15 protein-coding genes are annotated in these 16,022 nt (G+C 68.2%); 9 read left to right on the top strand and 6 right to left on the bottom strand.

The genetic code is table 11. From position 1 onward, the window contains the following. Positions 1 to 7 precede the first annotated feature (7 nt). Together WS87_RS19290 and WS87_RS19285 are read left to right on the top strand one after the other, a co-directional pair. Positions 8 to 778: an ABC transporter substrate-binding protein gene (locus tag WS87_RS19290; protein ID WP_059818643.1), complete on the top strand. Its 771-nt coding sequence runs from the start codon at positions 8 to 10 to the stop codon at positions 776 to 778. 271 nt (positions 779 to 1,049) lie between these two features. Continuing rightward, positions 1,050 to 2,612 (top strand): methyl-accepting chemotaxis protein, encoded by a 1,563-nt coding sequence (locus tag WS87_RS19285; protein WP_059818642.1) that lies wholly within the window; start codon positions 1,050 to 1,052, stop codon positions 2,610 to 2,612. A 107-nt stretch (positions 2,613 to 2,719) separates the two neighbouring features. Here the strand turns inward: WS87_RS19285 and WS87_RS19280 are convergent, their stop codons facing one another. The 6 genes from WS87_RS19280 to WS87_RS19255 form a co-directional block, all read right to left on the bottom strand. Next, on the bottom strand, positions 2,720 to 3,103 hold the full coding sequence (locus WS87_RS19280; RefSeq protein WP_059531991.1) for a hypothetical protein: 384 nt from the start codon (positions 3,101 to 3,103) through the stop codon (positions 2,720 to 2,722). A 131-nt stretch (positions 3,104 to 3,234) separates the two neighbouring features. Beyond that, complete coding sequence (locus WS87_RS19275) at positions 3,235 to 4,707, bottom strand: amidohydrolase family protein (RefSeq protein WP_059818641.1); 1,473 nt, start codon at positions 4,705 to 4,707, stop codon at positions 3,235 to 3,237. 103 nt (positions 4,708 to 4,810) lie between these two features. Continuing rightward, positions 4,811 to 6,289 (bottom strand): sodium:solute symporter family protein, encoded by a 1,479-nt coding sequence (locus WS87_RS19270; protein WP_059818640.1) that lies wholly within the window; start codon positions 6,287 to 6,289, stop codon positions 4,811 to 4,813. Next, a complete protein-coding gene (locus tag WS87_RS19265) occupies positions 6,286 to 6,498 on the bottom strand; it encodes a DUF3311 domain-containing protein (protein ID WP_059818639.1) in 213 nt (70 codons plus the stop codon). The genes WS87_RS19270 and WS87_RS19265 overlap by 4 nt, the downstream gene beginning before the upstream one ends. A gap of 39 nt (positions 6,499 to 6,537) precedes the next feature. After that, positions 6,538 to 7,626 carry a porin gene (locus WS87_RS19260; protein WP_179952353.1) on the bottom strand — a complete coding sequence of 363 codons (1,089 nt, stop codon included), beginning with the start codon at positions 7,624 to 7,626 and terminating at the stop codon, positions 6,538 to 6,540. Between the two features lie 347 nt (positions 7,627 to 7,973). Continuing rightward, positions 7,974 to 8,873 (bottom strand): IclR family transcriptional regulator, encoded by a 900-nt coding sequence (locus WS87_RS19255; RefSeq protein ID WP_059818638.1) that lies wholly within the window; start codon positions 8,871 to 8,873, stop codon positions 7,974 to 7,976. Positions 8,874 to 9,167: 294 nt separating this feature from the next. Here WS87_RS19255 and WS87_RS19245 point away from each other — a divergent pair, with 294 nt between their 5' ends. The 7 genes from WS87_RS19245 to WS87_RS19215 are packed head-to-tail and all read left to right on the top strand — an operon-like array spanning position 9,168 to position 16,001. Continuing rightward, entirely contained in the window at positions 9,168 to 10,250 is a 1,083-nt protein-coding gene (locus WS87_RS19245; protein WP_059532006.1) for an ABC transporter ATP-binding protein, read from the top strand. Further along, entirely contained in the window at positions 10,251 to 11,240 is a 990-nt protein-coding gene (locus WS87_RS19240; RefSeq protein ID WP_059818637.1) for an ABC transporter permease, read from the top strand. Further along, the gene (locus WS87_RS19235) at positions 11,237 to 12,031 is read left to right on the top strand and encodes an ABC transporter permease (protein ID WP_059818636.1); all 795 of its coding nucleotides are present in this window, start codon (positions 11,237 to 11,239) and stop codon (positions 12,029 to 12,031) included. Before WS87_RS19240 ends, WS87_RS19235 begins: the two co-directional genes overlap by 4 nt. Further along, the gene (locus tag WS87_RS19230) at positions 12,031 to 12,378 is read left to right on the top strand and encodes a (2Fe-2S)-binding protein (protein ID WP_059702776.1); all 348 of its coding nucleotides are present in this window, start codon (positions 12,031 to 12,033) and stop codon (positions 12,376 to 12,378) included. The genes WS87_RS19235 and WS87_RS19230 overlap by 1 nt, the downstream gene beginning before the upstream one ends. Beyond that, on the top strand, positions 12,375 to 13,814 hold the full coding sequence (locus WS87_RS19225) for an FAD/NAD(P)-dependent oxidoreductase (RefSeq protein ID WP_059818635.1): 1,440 nt from the start codon (positions 12,375 to 12,377) through the stop codon (positions 13,812 to 13,814). The genes WS87_RS19230 and WS87_RS19225 overlap by 4 nt, the downstream gene beginning before the upstream one ends. Next, positions 13,807 to 14,958 (top strand): NAD(P)/FAD-dependent oxidoreductase, encoded by a 1,152-nt coding sequence (locus WS87_RS19220; RefSeq protein WP_059818634.1) that lies wholly within the window; start codon positions 13,807 to 13,809, stop codon positions 14,956 to 14,958. The genes WS87_RS19225 and WS87_RS19220 overlap by 8 nt, the downstream gene beginning before the upstream one ends. Beyond that, positions 14,955 to 16,001, top strand: coding sequence for an ABC transporter substrate-binding protein (locus tag WS87_RS19215; protein WP_059818633.1), 1,047 nt, complete (start codon positions 14,955 to 14,957; stop codon positions 15,999 to 16,001). Before WS87_RS19220 ends, WS87_RS19215 begins: the two co-directional genes overlap by 4 nt. The last annotated feature ends 21 nt before the right edge of the window (positions 16,002 to 16,022 follow it).

Genomic DNA, 16,022 nt, shown 5'->3' with positions numbered 1-16,022 from the left:
GACAATCATGAAAAAACTCGTCATCGCCGTCGCGCTTGCGCTGACGGCAGGCGCCGCCGCCGCGAAAGACCCGGCCGTCCTGCGCCTCGGCGTCGATCCCAGCTACGCGCCGTTCGAATCGCTCGCGCCGGACGGCAAGCTCGTCGGCTTCGACATCGATCTCGGCAACGCGATCTGCGAACGCATGAAGGTGCGCTGCGTGTGGGTCGAGAACGCCTTCGACGGGATGATCCCCGCGCTGAAGGCGCGCAAGTTCGACGGCGTGCTGTCGTCGATGAGCGTGACCGAGAAGCGCCTCGCGCAGATCGCGTTCACCGACAAGATCAACAACGTGCCGCCGCGCCTCGTCGCGCGACGCGGCTCGAATCTGCAACCGACGGTCGGGTCGCTGGCCGGCAAGAGCGTCGGCGTCGAGCAGGGGTCGACGCAGGAAACCTATGCACGCACGTACTGGGAACCGAAGGGCGTGATCGTGCGCACGTACCAGACGCAGGATCTCGTCTATCAGGATTTGATTGCGGGGCGCCTCGACGCGTCGCTGCAATCGTCGGTGCAGGCCGATCTCGGCTTCCTGAAGACGGCGAAGGGCGCGAACTTCGAATTCGCGGGGCCGCCGCTGCATGATCCGAAGACGCTCGGCGTCGGCTCCGCGATCGGCGTGCGCAAGGATGACGACGCGCTGCGCACGCAGATCAACCAGGCGCTCGCGAGCCTGATTCAGGACGGCACGTATCAGCGGATCGCGAAGAAGTATTTCTCGTTCGATATCTACAACTGACGGGTGCGAGCGGCCTCGGCCGGTGGCACATGCGTGCCTCGGCCGTCGGCGCGCCGCTCACCACGGCAACGCATCCACCCTCCACCGCCGCCCTTCTGTCGCATTCGTTCAGATTCGCGTCGCGTGCGGATAAAACCGCCGCGCCACGCCTGCCGTTAACCCGTTCGCAACCCCGGCGCCCCGCATTCCGACGCGGCGCCCCTTCGTCGTTCGTGATCCGGAATCCACATCCGCCGTCGGCCGCCCGTCGGGCCGCCGGCAAGGGAACGTCATGCGAAAACTCACCATCCGCGGCGGACTCGTCGCGACCATCGCCGGCTATACGGCGCTGCTCGTGCTGGTCGTCGGCGCGTGCATCGCCGCCCTCTACGCGGGCAACAGCTCGCTCGAAGCGATGTACCGCGACGACACCGCGTCGCTGCTGCACCTGAAAACCAGCTCGGAGCGCATGCTCGTGCTGCGCGAACGCGTGAGCGACGTCGCGCAGATCATCAGCGCCGGCCAGCCCGCGAAGGCGGAAATCGCGCAACTCCACACGCTCCTCAAGCAGAGCGACGACGAACTGGACGCGTACACGCGCCTGCACACGCGCGATGCCGACGAGCAAACGCTGTTCGACACGCTGCGCAATCGCCGTCGCACGCTGCTCGACCAGGTGTTCCTGAAGGCGATGTCGCAACTCGATCACGACAACGCATTCGACTTCCTCGACACGCACCGCACCGCGCCGCCGGCACTCTTCACCGCCTACCAGGAAGCGATCGACGCGCTCGAATCGTTCCAGGTCGCACGCCAGAAGGCGCGCTACGACGCGGCCGGCGAGCGCTTCCACCGGATCGTGTGGGCCATGGCGGCGGTCGCGCTGTTCGCGTTGATCGTCGGCTTCCTGGCGCAGCGCGTGCTCGCGAAGGCGATCATCGCGCCGATCCATCTCGCCGTCGCGCATTTCGACAGGATTTCGAAAGGCGACCTGACCGGCACGGTCGTCATTCCCGGCGAAAACGAAATGGCATATCTGCTGAATGCGTTGAAGCGGATGCAGGACGGCCTCGTCGAAACCGTGAACCAGGTGCGCTCGAGCACGGAGACGATCGTCGGCGACGTCCGCACGATCGCGAGCGGCAACGTCGACCTGTCCGCGCGCACGGAGCAGCAGGCCGTGTCGCTGCAGCAGGCGGCGGCGAGCGTGGAGCAGCTGACGGCGACCGTGCGCCAGAACGCGGACAACGCGCGCGATGCGCGCACGTACGCGGAAGGCGCGGCCGGGATCGCGTCGAAAGGCGGCGATGCGATGCAGCGCGTCATCGAAACGATGTCGGCGATCTCGCACAGCTCCACGCGGATCTCCGGCATCGTCGGCGTGATCGAAAGCATCGCATTCCAGACGAACATCCTTGCGTTGAATGCCGCGGTCGAAGCAGCGCGCGCGGGCGAACAGGGGCGTGGCTTCGCCGTGGTGGCGACCGAGGTGCGCGGGCTCGCGCAGCGCTGCGCGTCGGCGGCGAAGGAGATTCGCGAACTCATCGGCAACTCGGCGCAGCGCGTCGAAGACGGCAGCGGCCTCGTCGCGCTCGCCGGCTCGGCGATGACCGAACTCGTCGCCGCGGTCGGGCGCGTGAACGCGATCATGGGCGAGACGAGCACCGCATTCGACGAGCAGTCGGCCGGCATCGAGCAGGTGAATGCCGCGGTCATCCAGATGGAGCAGACGATGCAGCGCAATGCGGCGCTGGTGGAAGAGGCGGCCGCCGCGGCGCTGTCGCTCGAGGATCAGAGCACGCGGCTGAGCGATGCCGTCGCGCAGTTCCGTCTTCGAGAGGCGGCGGTGGCGTGACGTGACCGGCCCGACCGGCGGCGGGCCGCCCGGCACGGTACGACACCCGAGCCGCGGCCCGGTGTCGTTGCCGGTAAAAATGTGGATCGTGTCGCGGGCCGCTCGCGCTAGGCCGCCCGTGCCAGCAGGTCCATCGCGAAGGACCTCGCGTGCGCGACGGCCTCCTGCGCGTCGGGGAATACGCCGAGCTGCTCCCAGCGCTCTTCGGCCGCGTAGGTTCCTTTCACGGCGAGCGCCCGCTGCACGCGCAGCTGCGCGGCGAACCCGCCGTCCTCCAAAGCGCGCGCCGTCGCGACGACCTTGTGCGGGGGACTGGCTCGCTCCGGCTGATTCAACTCGACCGGACCGCCCGGCACGCCAGCACTCGTCAACTCGTTCCTGGCCTTGCAGTCCGGGCAGTAGAAACACCACCCCGCATCCTCGTGCTCGGGCTTGACCTGACCACGAGCCAGCACGGCGCGGCATTCAACGTTTTCGCAGATGAACGGCATAGCAGTCTCCGGAGTTGTTTGACGGAAATCCTAGCATGTCCGTCGGCGGCAAAACCAGAAAAAAACCCGGCCCGAGCCGGCCCCGCCTCGCCGTCCTTGCACCGCGCAAACCGCTGCGGCAGCTGCGTCGTTCAGTAGCGACTGCGCCCCCACAGCGTCGTCGGCTCGTCGAGCAGGTGCCGCAACCCGCTGCGCGCGATCATCGTCTCCGCGACCGTCGTCACACGTTCGAGAATCTCGTGCTCGTCGACCGACAATACGCGACGATCCTCCATCAGCACGCGGCCGCCGACCATCGTCATGCACACGTCGGCCGCATTCGCGAAACACGTCACGCGATACACGGGCATGTTCATCGGCATCATGTGCGGGCGGAACAGGTCGACGAGGATGACATCGGCGAGCTTGCCGGCTTCGAGCGAACCGATCTCGTGATCGAGCGACAGCGCCTTCGCCGCGTCGATCGTCACCATCTCCAGCACCTTGCCGTGCGGCAGCACGTCCGGGTCGCGGAAGTGGCGGCGATGGTAGTGCATGCACTGCCACATGTGACGGAACATGTCGTAGCCGCGATCGGGCGCCGCGCCGTCCGACGCGATCGCAACCGTCACGCCCGCATCGATCAGCTCGGGCACCGGGCAGCGGCCGACGATCGACATGATCGCGCTCGGGTTGTGGACGATCGCGGTGCCGGTTTCCACGCACGCGGCGATGTCGTCGTCGGTCAGGTCGATGCTGTGCGACATGAACGACGTCGGGCCGAGCAGCCCGAGTTCGCGATGCGCGAACGCGAGCGTGCCGGCGCGATGCCCGTCCTGCGTGAACGTCAGGCCGCGTTCGCGCGCCAACGCGCCGTAGCGCGCCGCCTGGTCGCGGAAGTCGCGCTCGTACCGCGCGAGTTCGGGGTCGTGCTCGGGACCGTACACCGGCAGCGTCAGCGCGATCCGGATCCGGCCGTCGGCATCGCCGTGGCACGCGTCGACGATACGCTCGCACACGTCGTACATCGTGTCGAAATCGACGTCGCGCGTCTCGCTGCCGTTCGGCGTATGGCGCGTGTATGCACGCGGCGCGGGCGGGCGCGAAGGGCCGACGGCCACGATCGAGCGCGTGCCGGTACGCACGACCGCATCGCAGTGGCGCCGCGCGTAGACGGGATCGTCGACGCGCATGATCGAGTTGCCGCCGCCGAGCAGCGACACGCCCGTCGTCACGCCGGCCTTCAGCCGCTCGAGCGCCGCGAGGTGCGATTCGGTTTCCCAGAACGCCTCGTCCGACGCGCGCGTGTAGATCGTCTCGGCCGCGGCCGACCACGCATCGCCGTCCGCACCGCCGATCGTGCGCAGCATCGCGTGACCGGCGTGCGCATGCGAATCGATCAGGCCCGGCAGCACGGCCTTGCGGCGCGCGTCGATCGTGCGCGCGGCACGGAAACGCGCCTGCAACTCGACGGTGTCGCCGACGGCGACGATGCGATCGCCCTTCACGGCAACCGCGCCGTTCTCGATCACGCGCCGCTGCTGGTCCATCGTGATCACGCAGCCGTTCGCGATCAGCGTATCGATTGCTTCGCGCCGGTCGTCGGCCTTGTCCTCGGTCTTCATCGCCTGGTGTCCTGTTGGAATGCGAAATAGTTAAGGGGCCACCGAGCGGAACCACCGCCGAGCGGCTGCCCGGCGGCTCGACGGCGGCATGTCGGTCGTGACGTCACGCGGAGCGGACCGGTTCCGCCACCCGCGCCTTCAGCTTGCGCTGCGCCGCGCTGATCGCGATGAACACGACGGCGTTCGCGGCGAGCGCGACCAGCCCGGGGTTGATCGACGTCAGCGTGCTCGATGCGCCGGGGAACAGCGACGCGAGCGTCACGCCGTAGTAATTCGTCATCGCGATCACGATCGCGCCGGCGACGATCCCCGCGAACGCGCCTTCCCGCGTGCCGAACGGCCGCTTCAGGAAGCTCGACGCAAGCATCGGCACGAGCTGGGTGAGCAGGCTCGACGAGAAGATCGCGAGCGTGACGAAGGTGGCGCCGCCGCGCAGCACGAAGTAGACGACGACCAGCGTGAAGATCGGCAACGCGATCCGCGCGACGCGTGTCACCTCGCGATCGGTCGCATTCGGCGCGAAGCCTTCGCGGTAGATGTTGCGCGCGATCGTCGTCGATGCGTTCAGCATGATCAGCGAGCCCGGCACCAGCGCGGTCAGCAGGCCCGTGCCGCCGACGATGCCGACGAACCACGCGGGGAACGTCTGCTTCACGAGGCGCAGCAGCGCGAGGTCGGTCTGCGCTCCTTCGAGCCCGTGCACGGTCATCACGGCCGCGAAGCCGACGAGAAACAGGAACGCGATCAGCACCTGGTAAAGCGGCATCAGGATCACGTTGCGGCGCAGCGCGCGTTCGTCCTTCGCAACGTAGATCGCGGTGAAGCCATGCGGATACAGGTAATAGCCGAGCGACGTGAGCAGGATCGTCGAGTTGTACCAGCTCAGGTTGAAGCCGTGCTCCGGCATGCGCAGCAGTTCGGGATGCGCGGCGTCGATCTTCGCGAACATCTCGCCGAGGCCGCCGTAATAGTGCATCGGCAGGTACAGGCCGAGGAAGATCGCGATCGCGAGGATCAGCACGTCCTTGAAGATCGCGATGCTCGCGGAGCCGTGAATGCCCGACACGACCATGTAGACCGCCATCAGCGACGCGGCGATCCAGATCGCGGCCGATTGCGGGATCAGCCCGTACGACATCTCCGACACGATCACGCCGAGGCCGCGCAGCTGGATCATCAGCAGCGACACCATCGCGAACACGGCCACCACCGACACCAGCACGCCGATCGCGCGGCTGTCGTACTTCGACGCGAAGTAATCGGCGAACGACACGAGCCCGCGCTCCTTCGCGTAGCGCCACACCGCGGGCAGCATCCAGTAGCCGATCACGAACGCGAGGCAGCCGTACGACAGGATGTAGAACGCGGGTACGCCCTTGCTGTAGGTCCAGCCGCTCGCGCCGAGAAACGAGAACGTCGAGAACGCCTCGCCCGCCATCAGCAGGAACGTGAGCAGCGAGCCGAAGCCGCGCCCGCCGACCGCCCACTGCTCGAGCGTGAGCTTGCGGCCGCGCCGTGCCATCACGCCGATCGCGAGCGCGAACACGGCGAACGCCGCGATGATGAGGATCGATGCGTTCATCGCGCGTCTCCCGTGCGGCCGTCGCGGGCCGAGTCGCGCTCGTCGAGGTGGAACAGGATCGCGAGGATCGTGGCGGTCGCGGCCATCCAGATCAGGTTCCATACAAGCAGGAACGGCAGGCCGAACAGCAGCGGCCGCACCTCGGCGATCGAGCCGCCGGTGTACATCCCGACGAACGGCAACGCCGCCAGCAACAGTTTGAATTTCATTGATGTCTCCTCCGGAAGACGCGCGAACGCGTCAGGGCGTCAGAACTTCTGGCGAATGCCGACCACCGCCGCCACCTGCGACGTCGTCGACGACGGGCCGTCGGTGCCGTCGATCCACGCGTGTCCGACACCCGACGACGCCTTCTGGTAGAAGCCGTTCACGTACACGTCGGTGCGCTTCGACAGCAGGTACTGAACGCCGGCCGACACCTGCTGGTAGTGACCGCCGTCGCCGCCGCGCGCGACCTTCGTATACGTGTAGCCGGCCGCGGCCATCAACGCGGGCGTGATCAGGTAGCGCACGCTGCCTTCGTAATTGCTGAAGCGCAGCGCGCCGCCCGTTGCCTGGCCGAAGTTCGAGCCCGTATACAGCAGCCCGAGCGTCGCCTGCCCGATCGCATAGCTGCCGCCCGCGCCCCAGATCTGCTGGCGCACCGCGTTCCCGAGGCTCGCACCGAACACGGATGCCGACGACGGATAGTAGTTATCCGAAGCAACTGCGCCGCTCGTGCTGACCGCCGGATGGTTCACACGCGCATACGCGGCGCCCGCGTTGAGCGGCCCGTTCACATACGTGACGCCCGCGCTCCACATGTTGTCGTTCGAGAAGCCGGTCGAGTTCGAGAAGCCGTACACGAGGTTCGCCTGCAGGCCCGCGATCGTCGGCGACACGTACTTGACCGCATTGTTGGTGCGGAACGTGTTGTTGATGTCGTCGTTGTCGAACGGATGCGTCGAGTACTGCGCGAGGAAGCTGCTCATTTGCAGCGAGCCGAGGATGTCCTGCGTCGAGTTGTACTGGCGGCCGAGCGTCACCGCCCCCCAGCTCGCGCCGCTCAGGCCGACCCATGCCGAGCGGCCGAACATCCGACCGCCCTGCCCGAGCGCACCGTTCGCGACGTTGAAGCCGTTCTCGAGCCGGAAGTTCGCCTTCAGGCCGCCGCCGAGATCCTCGGTGCCGATCAAGCCCCAGCGCGGGCCCGATTCGTTGCCGCCCGTGAACTGCCACAGCGCATGGCCCTTCGCGTTGTTCGTATAGGTCACGCCCGCGTCGACGATCCCGTACAGCGTCACCGTCGACTGCGCGTGCGCGGCGCCGGCGAACATCATCGCAATGGCCGCGCTCATGCACGCGACGCCCCTGTTCCTGCCCATCGTTCGCACCATCTCCGTCATCTCCTCTCCAAACCGTCTTGTCGATGTTGTGTTGTGTTTTCTCGATGCTGGCCATACGCGCCGGTCGGCTTGTATAGACAGTGGCTGGATGGTATCCAGCCGCAATCGCATCAAGAAATGAAATGTTCAACTGGCCGGCAGTTGAAAATCGAATGGAGACGAATGAAGCGGGGACGGGCGGGGAAAGCGGCCATCCGCAAGCAAACGGAAAGCCTCGAGGCCCGCGTGACGCGGTGCACTTTGCTCAGACGTGAATGGCGCGCGTAAGCAAGCTGACGAAACGGCGACGCGCGATGCGGCTACGCGGTTTTCCCGGATAGCCCGTGCATCGGCCGCCGCAGTGCGGCGTCGAACGGGTTCGTGCGCGGGCCGATCGCGTCAGCCTGGCGCCTGAGCAGTTCGACGACCATCGGCATCCGGTCGTCGCCGAGACGCGACGCCAGCGTGCCGACGCTCAGCGCGCCAACCGGATAACCGGTGCGGTCGAGGATCGGCACCGCGACGCCGGCCATCCCGTCGAGCACGCCGCTGTTGCGTCCTGCATAGCCGAGCTGGCGCACGCGTTCGATCTCGGTGCGCAGATACACCTCGTCGAGCACGCCGTAGCCGCGAATGCGCGGCACGTTGAAGCGGATCACCTCCTCGCGCTCGGCTTCCGGCAGGAACGCGAGGATCGCGAGGCTGCCCTGCCCGACGCCGAGCGCGATGCGCCCGCCGATGTCGCCGGTAAACGAGCGGATCGGGAACGGCCCTTCGCACAGATCGAGGCACACCGCGTCGAAACCGCTCTTCACGAGCAGGAAGATCGTCTCGCCGAGACTCGCGCACAGCCGCAGCAGCGCGGGCCGGCACAGCGTACGCATGCTGCTCGGGTTGCCGGCCAGCGCCGCAAGCGCGAAGAAGTCGACGCTCAACCGGTACAGCTTCGACTGCTCGTCCTGCTCGACCATCCCTTCGGCGATCAGCGATTGCAGGATCCGGTGCGCGGTGCCCTGCGTCAGGCCGACGGCCTTCGCGAGGTGCGTGACGCGCACGCCGTCCTGCTGCATGCCGGCCAGTGCGCGCAGGATCGCGAACGCGCGCTGCAGCATGCCGGTGCCCGGCGTGCCGGCGGCATCGGCCGCATCGGCGGTGGCGTCCTCGTCCGGGGCCGGCACGCTTGCGGCACGCGACGTTCCGCGCGAATGAGGTTCCTGCATGCGAGTTCTCCTCGATGATTTCAGTGAACGGAATACGCCAGCCGCCATTGTCGTGCCGCCGAAATGCGTCGGGCATCCGGGTGTGCACGGGATTGACGCGCGCTTTTCATCGCCTCGCCCGCCTTCACTCAACGGAACGATTTTCCGGGGATGCTCCAAACCATTCCGATCAATGGAATTTTTCAGAAATTCATCCCGCTGAGCAGAATTCGAAATTGACGCTCCCCAATATGGCTGGCTAGAGTCCGCGTCAATGACGCACCGGCCATCCGGTGTGCGAACCCGGAGTTCCCCATGTCGTTTCTCACGCTTACGGATCTGACGAAATCGTTCGGCGAGCTCACGGCCGTCGCCGACGTCAACCTGTCGGTCGAACAAGGCGAATTCGTGTCGCTGCTCGGGCCGTCGGGCTGCGGCAAGACCACGACGCTGCAGATGATCGCCGGCTTCGTCGACGTCACGCGCGGCCGCATCGCGCTCGACGGCCAGGACATCACGCACATGAAGCCGAACCGCCGCGGGCTCGGCATCGTGTTCCAGAGCTATGCGCTGTTTCCGCACATGAGCGTCGCGGAGAACGTTGGCTTCGGCCTCGACATGCGCGGCGTCGACAAGGCGGAGCGCGCCGAGCGCATCCGTGCGGCGCTCGCGCTCGTGCGTCTCGATGCGCTCGCGCACCGCTTTCCGCGCGAGCTGTCCGGCGGCCAGCGGCAGCGTGTCGCGATCGCACGTGCGGTCGTGATCGAACCGCCGGTGCTGCTGCTCGACGAGCCGATGTCGAACCTCGACGCGAAGCTGCGCGAGGAGATGCAGTTCGAACTGCGCGCGATCCAGCGCAAGATCGGCACGACGACGATCATGGTCACGCACGATCAATCGGAAGCGCTGTCGATCAGCGATCGCGTGGTCGTGATGGAAGCCGGCCGCATCACGCAGACCGACACGCCGTACCGCGCGTACGAACGCCCGGAGAACCACTTCGTGTCGCAGTTCATCGGCAAGGCGAACCTGCTGCCCGGCACCATCGTCGCGCACGACGGCGACGCGATCCGCATCGACCTCGGCCACGATCTCGCGGAGACGGGCCGCACCGCGCACCTGCCGGCGCGCGAGCGCGACGTGCGCATCGGCGACGCCGTTTCGGTGTGCATCCGTCCTGAAAAACTGCGCCTGTGCGCGCCGGGCGCGGGCCGCTTCGCCGCGACCGTCACGAGCCGCTTCTTCCTTGGCAGCCAGTGGCTGTACCGCGTCGACAGCGCGCTCGGCGAAGTGCTCGTCTGCTGTCAGAACGAAGGCGCGGAGCCGCTCGCGGAAGGTGCGCCGGTCGGCGTCGACTGGCACAGCGACGCGGTGCGCGTGATGCGGCGGGAGGCCTGAATGGGACAGCCTGCCCGACCGCTCCCGACCGACGGCACGCCGGCCGCGCGCGCGCAATCGGCCGTGCCCGCATCCGCCGCCGATGCCGTGTCGCCACGCGCCGCCGGCGGCCGCACGTTGCGCGCGTCGTGGCGCGCCCATGCGCCGCTATGGCTGATGTGCGCGCCCGCGTTCCTGCTCTTCGCCGCGCTCGTGCTCGTGCCGCTCGCGATGACCTTCGCGCTCACGTTCTACCGCTACGACCCGGCCACGGGCCCGATCGCCGCGTTCCAGTTCGGCAACTACGCGGAAGTGCTCGGCTCGTCGTACTTCCACACGATCTTCGCGCGCACGTTCGGCATCGCCGCGCTGACCACCGCGATCTGCGTCGCGATCGGCACGCCGGAAGCGTACGTGCTGTCGAAAATGCGCGACCCGTGGCGCTCGCTGTTCCTGCTCGTCATCCTTGCGCCACTGCTCGTGTCGGTCGTCGTGCGCGCGTTCGGCTGGAGCATGCTGCTCAACACGAGCGGGCTCGTGAACCAGGCGCTCGGGCTCGTCGGTCTCGGGCCGTACAAGCTCGAATACACGACGTTCGCGATCGTGATCGCGCTGGTGCACGTGATGCTGCCGTTCATGGTGATCCCCGTGTGGACCGCACTGCAGCGGCTCGATCCGCAGACCGAGCACGCGGCGCTGTCGCTCGGCGCGTCGCCGTTCACGACGCTGCGCCGCATCGTGGTGCCGCAGCTGATGCCGGGCGTGCTGTCCGGCAGCCTGATGGTGTTCGGGCTGTCGGCGAGCGCGTTCGCGATTCCGGGCCTGCTCGGCGGACGCCGGTTGAAGGTCGCGGCGACCGCTGTCTACGACGAATTCCTCGGCTCGCTGAACTGGCCGCTCGGCGCGACGATCGCGGTGCTGCTGCTGGTCGCGAACCTCGTCGTGATGCTCACTTACTACCGCGTGCTCGAACGCCGCTATGCGCGCAGCCTCGGAGGCGCTTCCCGATGAGAAAGAACGGCCCCTTCGCCCTGGCGTTCCACACGCTCGTGATCCTGTTCGTGCTCGCACCGCTCGTGATCGTCGTGCTCGTCGCGTTCACGCCCGACGAAACGCTGACGCTGCCGACGCATGGCCTGTCGCTGCGCTGGTTCCGCGCGATCCTCGACTATCCGGACTTCGTCAGCGCATTCGCCAACAGCGTGAAGCTCGCATTCGCGTCGGCGACGCTGTCGCTCGCGATCGCGTTGCCCGCCGGGCTCGCGATCGGCCGCGCGACGTTTCCCGGCCGCGCGTTTCTGAACGGCCTGCTGCTGTCGCCGCTCGTGATCCCCGGCCTCGTGCTCGGCATCGCGCTGCTGCGGTTCTTCGCGCTGATCGGCGCAACCGGCTCGTTCGCGTGGCTGGTGCTCGCGCACATGATCGTCATCACGCCGTTCGTGATGCGGCTCGTGCTCGCGTCCGTCGCCGGCCTCGACCGCAGCATCGAACAGGCCGCATGCTCGCTCGGCGCCGATCCGTGGACGACTTTCCGCCGCATCACGCTGCCGATGATCGTGCCCGGCATCACCGGCGGCTGGCTGCTCGCGTTCATCAACAGCTTCGACGAACTGACGATGTCGATCTTCGTCACGTCGCCGCAGACGGTCACGCTGCCGGTGCGCATGTACATGTACGCGACCGAATCGATCGATCCGATGATGGCGTCGGTATCGGCGCTCGTCATCTTCATCACCGCCGGCGCGATGCTGCTGCTCGATCGCGTGTACGGCCTGAACCGCATCCTGATCGGCCAACACTGATGACGACTTCCGTTTCCCGTTCCACCGGCATCGCGGACGACGGCGCGCAGTTCGTGCGCGTCGCCGAACGCGAGCGCGCCGCCGTCGCGTTCACGCTCGACGGTCGCCCCGCGCACGCGCTCGCCGGCGACACCGTGCTCACCGCGATCCTCGTCGCGCAGCGCCGCGTGCGCGTGAGCGAATTCAGCGGTAAGCCGCGCGCGGGCTTCTGCCTGATCGGCGCGTGCCAGGACTGCTGGGTGCGCACCGAGGCCGGCGCACGCGTGCGCGCATGCTCGACGCCGATCGTCGACGGCATGCGGATTCTCACCGGCGCGCAGCCCGCCGCAGCCGGAGAGGCATCATGAACGACGCATTGCGACCGGTGATCGTCGGCGCGGGGCCGGCCGGCGTACGCGCGGCCGAGGCGCTGGTCGACGCGGGGTTGCGCCCCGTCGTGATCGACGAGAACGCGCGCTGGGGCGGGCAGATCTATCGTCAGCCGCCGGCCGACGGCGCGTTCGCGCGCGGCAAGCGCGTGCTGTACGGCTTCGAGGCCGCGAAGGCCGATGCCGTGCACCGGACCATGGCCGCGCTGCTGCCGCACGTCGATTACCGGCCGAACACGCTCGCGTGGGCGTGCGGCGCGGGCCGTGTCGACACGCTGCAGGACGGCCGCGAGACGACCGTGCCGTTCTCGCACCTGATCGTCGCGAGCGGTGCGACCGATCGCATGCTGCCGGTGCCGGGGTGGACGCTCGCCGGCGTCTACACGCTCGGCGGCGCGCAGGTCGCGCTGAAGGCGCAGGGTTGCGCGATCGGCAGCCGCATCGTGTTCGCGGGCACGGGACCCTTGCTGTATCTCGTCGCCTATCAATACGCGAAGGCCGGCGCGCAGGTCGCGGCGGTGCTCGACACGAGCCCGCTGCGCCAGCAGGCAGCCGCGACACCGGCCCTGCTGCGCATGCCGTCCACCTTCGCGAAGGGGCTGTACTACATCGGCTGGCTGCGCGCGCACGGCGTCGCGATCGAAACGGGCGTCACGCTCGAGCGCGTGCTCGGCAAGCAGTACGTGACGGGAATCGCATGGCGCGCGGCCGGCGGCGATGCGCCGCCGCGGATGCTCGACTGCGACGCGCTCGGCCTCGGCTTCGGGCTGCGTTCGGAAACGCAGCTTGCGGATCTCGCCGGCTGCCGGTTCGGTTTCGATCCGCTCAACCGCGCATGGCTGCCCGAACGCGACGCGGCCGGCCGCACGTCGGTGCGCGGCATCTACGTCGCGGGCGACGGTGCCGGCATCGCAGGCGCCGACGCGGCCGAGGCGTCCGGGCGACGTGCCGCGCTGGCGCTACTCGACGATGCGGGCATCGAAACGCCGTCGCGCGCGCGTTCCGGCAAACCCGATGCGGCGATGCTGGAACGCAGGCTCGCCCGGCTCGGCGCGTTCCGCGCGGGCCTAGAAGCCGCATTCGCGCCGCCCGCCGCACTCGCCGCGCGGTGCCCGGACGACACGATCGTGTGCCGCTGCGAGGAAATCGACGCGGGTACGCTGCGACGCTGCATTCGCGGCGGCGAAGCGACCGAGCTGAACCGGCTGAAAGCGCTGACACGCGCCGGGATGGGCCGCTGCCAGGGCCGCATGTGCGGCGACGCGACCGCGCTCGTGCTCGCCGCTGAAACCGGCCGCTCGCTCGCGGACGTCGGCCGGTTGCGCGCGCAACCACCCGTGAAGCCGTTTCCGATCTCCGCCGCGCTCGCGGGCGACGAAGTCGCGGCGATTCCCGACGAGGCGCGCGATGAGTGACCTTCGCCACTACGACGTCGCGATCGTCGGCGGCGGGCTCGTCGGTGCATCGGCCGCGCTGGCGCTGACGCGGCGCGGCTTGCGCGTTGCCCTGTTCGAACGCCGCGACTGCGGCGCGCAGGCGAGCGGCGTGAACTACGGCGGCGTGCGCTGCCAGGGCCGCCCGGCCGAACAGCTGCCGCTCGCGCTGCGTGCGCGGCGCATCTGGGATCGCCTGCCCGAGCTGATCGGCATCGACGGCGAATTCGTCGTGTCGGGCCACTTACGGCTCGCGCGCAGCGACGCCGATCTCGATGCACTCGATGCCTACGCGGCGCTCGCCGGCGAGCATGGCCTGCCGCTGCAGGTGATGCGCGGCGACGCGTTCCGTCGCCGCTATCCGTGGCTCGGCCGCGCGGCAGTCGGCGGCTCGCTGTGCGCGACCGACGGACATGCGAACCCGCGCGTCGTGTCGCCCGCGTTCGCGCGCGCGGCCCGCGCCGCAGGCGCCGACGTATTCGAGCACACGCCGGTCGACGAGGTCCGGCACGACGGCACGCGCTTTCACGTTCATGCCGGCGACCGCGCATGCGCCGCGACGTGGCTGATCAACTCGGCCGGCGCATGGGCGAACACGATCGCCGAACGCTTCGGCGAAGCCGTGCCGATGGAGCCGATCTACCCGAACATGTGGGTGACCGAACCGCTGCCGCCGTTCATCACGCACAACCTCGGCGTGTACGGCGGCGGCGTGTACGCGCGGCAAGTCGCGCGCGGCAACTGCGTGATCGGCGGCGGGCGCGGGCGCGGCGACGGCGAATTCGGCCAGCCGTCGGTCGATACGACACGCGCGGTGATGCGCGATGCGTGCGCGCTGCTGCCCGCGTTGCGCGACGCGCTGCTGATCCGCACGTGGAGCGGCGTCGAAGGCTGCACGCCCGACCACAACCCGATCATCGGCGCGAGCCGCACCACGCCGAACCTGCTGCATGCGTTCGGTTTTTCCGGCGGCGGTTTCCTGCTCGCGCCGGGCGTCGGCGAGGTGCTCGCCGATCTCGTCACGACGGGCGAAACCGCCACGCCACTCGATGCATTCTCGATCGGCCGCTTCTTCCCCCAAGCCGCGCCGACCGCCCCTTTCCGTCAAGAGGAGACCCAACGATGAAACTGCTCGGAACGATCGCGGCGGCTGCCGCCCTCTGCATTGCAGGCGCCAGCGCGCCCGCGTGCGCGCAAACGAAGACGATCTACGTCGGCATGAACGGCGGCCCGATGGAGAAGGCCTATACGAGCCAGGTGCTGCCCGACTTCGAGAAAGCGAACAACGTGAAGGTCGTCGTCGTGCCCGGCACGTCGTCGGACGTGCTCGCGAAGCTGCTCGCGAACCGCAACAAGCCGCAGATCCACGTCGCGTTCCTCGACGACGGCGTGATGGCGCGCGCGGTCAGCCTCGGCGTATGCCAGAAGCTCGACGATTCGCCGGTGCTGAAGGAGCTGTATCCGTTCGCGCGGATGAAGGACGACGTCGGCGCGGGCGTGCAGCTCGGGATGACCGGCATCGCATACAACAAGAAACTGTTCGCGGAAAAAGGCTGGGCGCCGCCGACGTCGTGGATGGATTTCGCCGATCCGAAATACAAGGGCAAGGTCGTGTTCCAGTCCGCGTCGAGCAGCACGTTCGGGCTGCACGGATTTCTCGCGATCAACCGGCTGCTCGGCGGCAGCGAACAGAACGTCGAGCCCGGCTTCAGCAAGTGGGCGAGCACGGTCGGGCCGAACGTCGTCGAGTACATCCCGAACTCGGCGAAGATCTCCGAGATGGTGCAGACCGGCGAAGCCGGCCTGTTCCCGCTGACGCCGACCGGCGTCGGCGACCTGCAGGACAAGGGCATTCCGGTCGCGTATGCGAACCCGAAGGAAGGCCCGGTGCTGCTGCTCGTCGACCTGTGCGTGGTCGCGAACAATCCGGATCCGCAACTGGCCCAGAAGCTCGCGCAGTTCTTGCTGTCCGCGCCCGCGCAGACGAAGGCGGCCGAGGCCGGCAAGCAGATCCCGACCAACCGTCTCGCGAAGATGCCTGCCGCGATGCAGCAAAGCCTCGGCAACGTCGACGACCTGGTGCGCAAGGTGACGGTGGTCGACTGGACGGCGATCAACGCGCGCCGCGCGCAGTGGGACACGCGCTGGAACCGGCAGATCGAGCGGTAACGGGCGCCGGCGCGCGGGCAA

Source organism: Burkholderia sp. MSMB0856 (assembly GCF_001524645.2).
In the GTDB taxonomy this organism is placed as follows: domain Bacteria; phylum Pseudomonadota; class Gammaproteobacteria; order Burkholderiales; family Burkholderiaceae; genus Burkholderia; species Burkholderia diffusa.
This window is presented reverse-complemented; position numbering and strand designations above follow the sequence as displayed.

Coding starts and splice junctions, on each gene's coding strand:
- WS87_RS19290 (WP_059818643.1), top strand. CDS start 8: ATGAAAAAACTCGTCATCGCCGTCGCGCTTGCGCTGACGGCAGGCGCC.
- WS87_RS19285 (WP_059818642.1), top strand. CDS start 1,050: ATGCGAAAACTCACCATCCGCGGCGGACTCGTCGCGACCATCGCCGGC.
- WS87_RS19280 (WP_059531991.1), bottom strand. CDS start 3,103: ATGCCGTTCATCTGCGAAAACGTTGAATGCCGCGCCGTGCTGGCTCGT.
- WS87_RS19275 (WP_059818641.1), bottom strand. CDS start 4,707: ATGAAGACCGAGGACAAGGCCGACGACCGGCGCGAAGCAATCGATACG.
- WS87_RS19270 (WP_059818640.1), bottom strand. CDS start 6,289: ATGAACGCATCGATCCTCATCATCGCGGCGTTCGCCGTGTTCGCGCTC.
- WS87_RS19265 (WP_059818639.1), bottom strand. CDS start 6,498: ATGAAATTCAAACTGTTGCTGGCGGCGTTGCCGTTCGTCGGGATGTAC.
- WS87_RS19260 (WP_179952353.1), bottom strand. CDS start 7,626: ATGAGCGCGGCCATTGCGATGATGTTCGCCGGCGCCGCGCACGCGCAG.
- WS87_RS19255 (WP_059818638.1), bottom strand. CDS start 8,873: ATGCAGGAACCTCATTCGCGCGGAACGTCGCGTGCCGCAAGCGTGCCG.
- WS87_RS19245 (WP_059532006.1), top strand. CDS start 9,168: ATGTCGTTTCTCACGCTTACGGATCTGACGAAATCGTTCGGCGAGCTC.
- WS87_RS19240 (WP_059818637.1), top strand. CDS start 10,251: ATGGGACAGCCTGCCCGACCGCTCCCGACCGACGGCACGCCGGCCGCG.
- WS87_RS19235 (WP_059818636.1), top strand. CDS start 11,237: ATGAGAAAGAACGGCCCCTTCGCCCTGGCGTTCCACACGCTCGTGATC.
- WS87_RS19230 (WP_059702776.1), top strand. CDS start 12,031: ATGACGACTTCCGTTTCCCGTTCCACCGGCATCGCGGACGACGGCGCG.
- WS87_RS19225 (WP_059818635.1), top strand. CDS start 12,375: ATGAACGACGCATTGCGACCGGTGATCGTCGGCGCGGGGCCGGCCGGC.
- WS87_RS19220 (WP_059818634.1), top strand. CDS start 13,807: ATGAGTGACCTTCGCCACTACGACGTCGCGATCGTCGGCGGCGGGCTC.
- WS87_RS19215 (WP_059818633.1), top strand. CDS start 14,955: ATGAAACTGCTCGGAACGATCGCGGCGGCTGCCGCCCTCTGCATTGCA.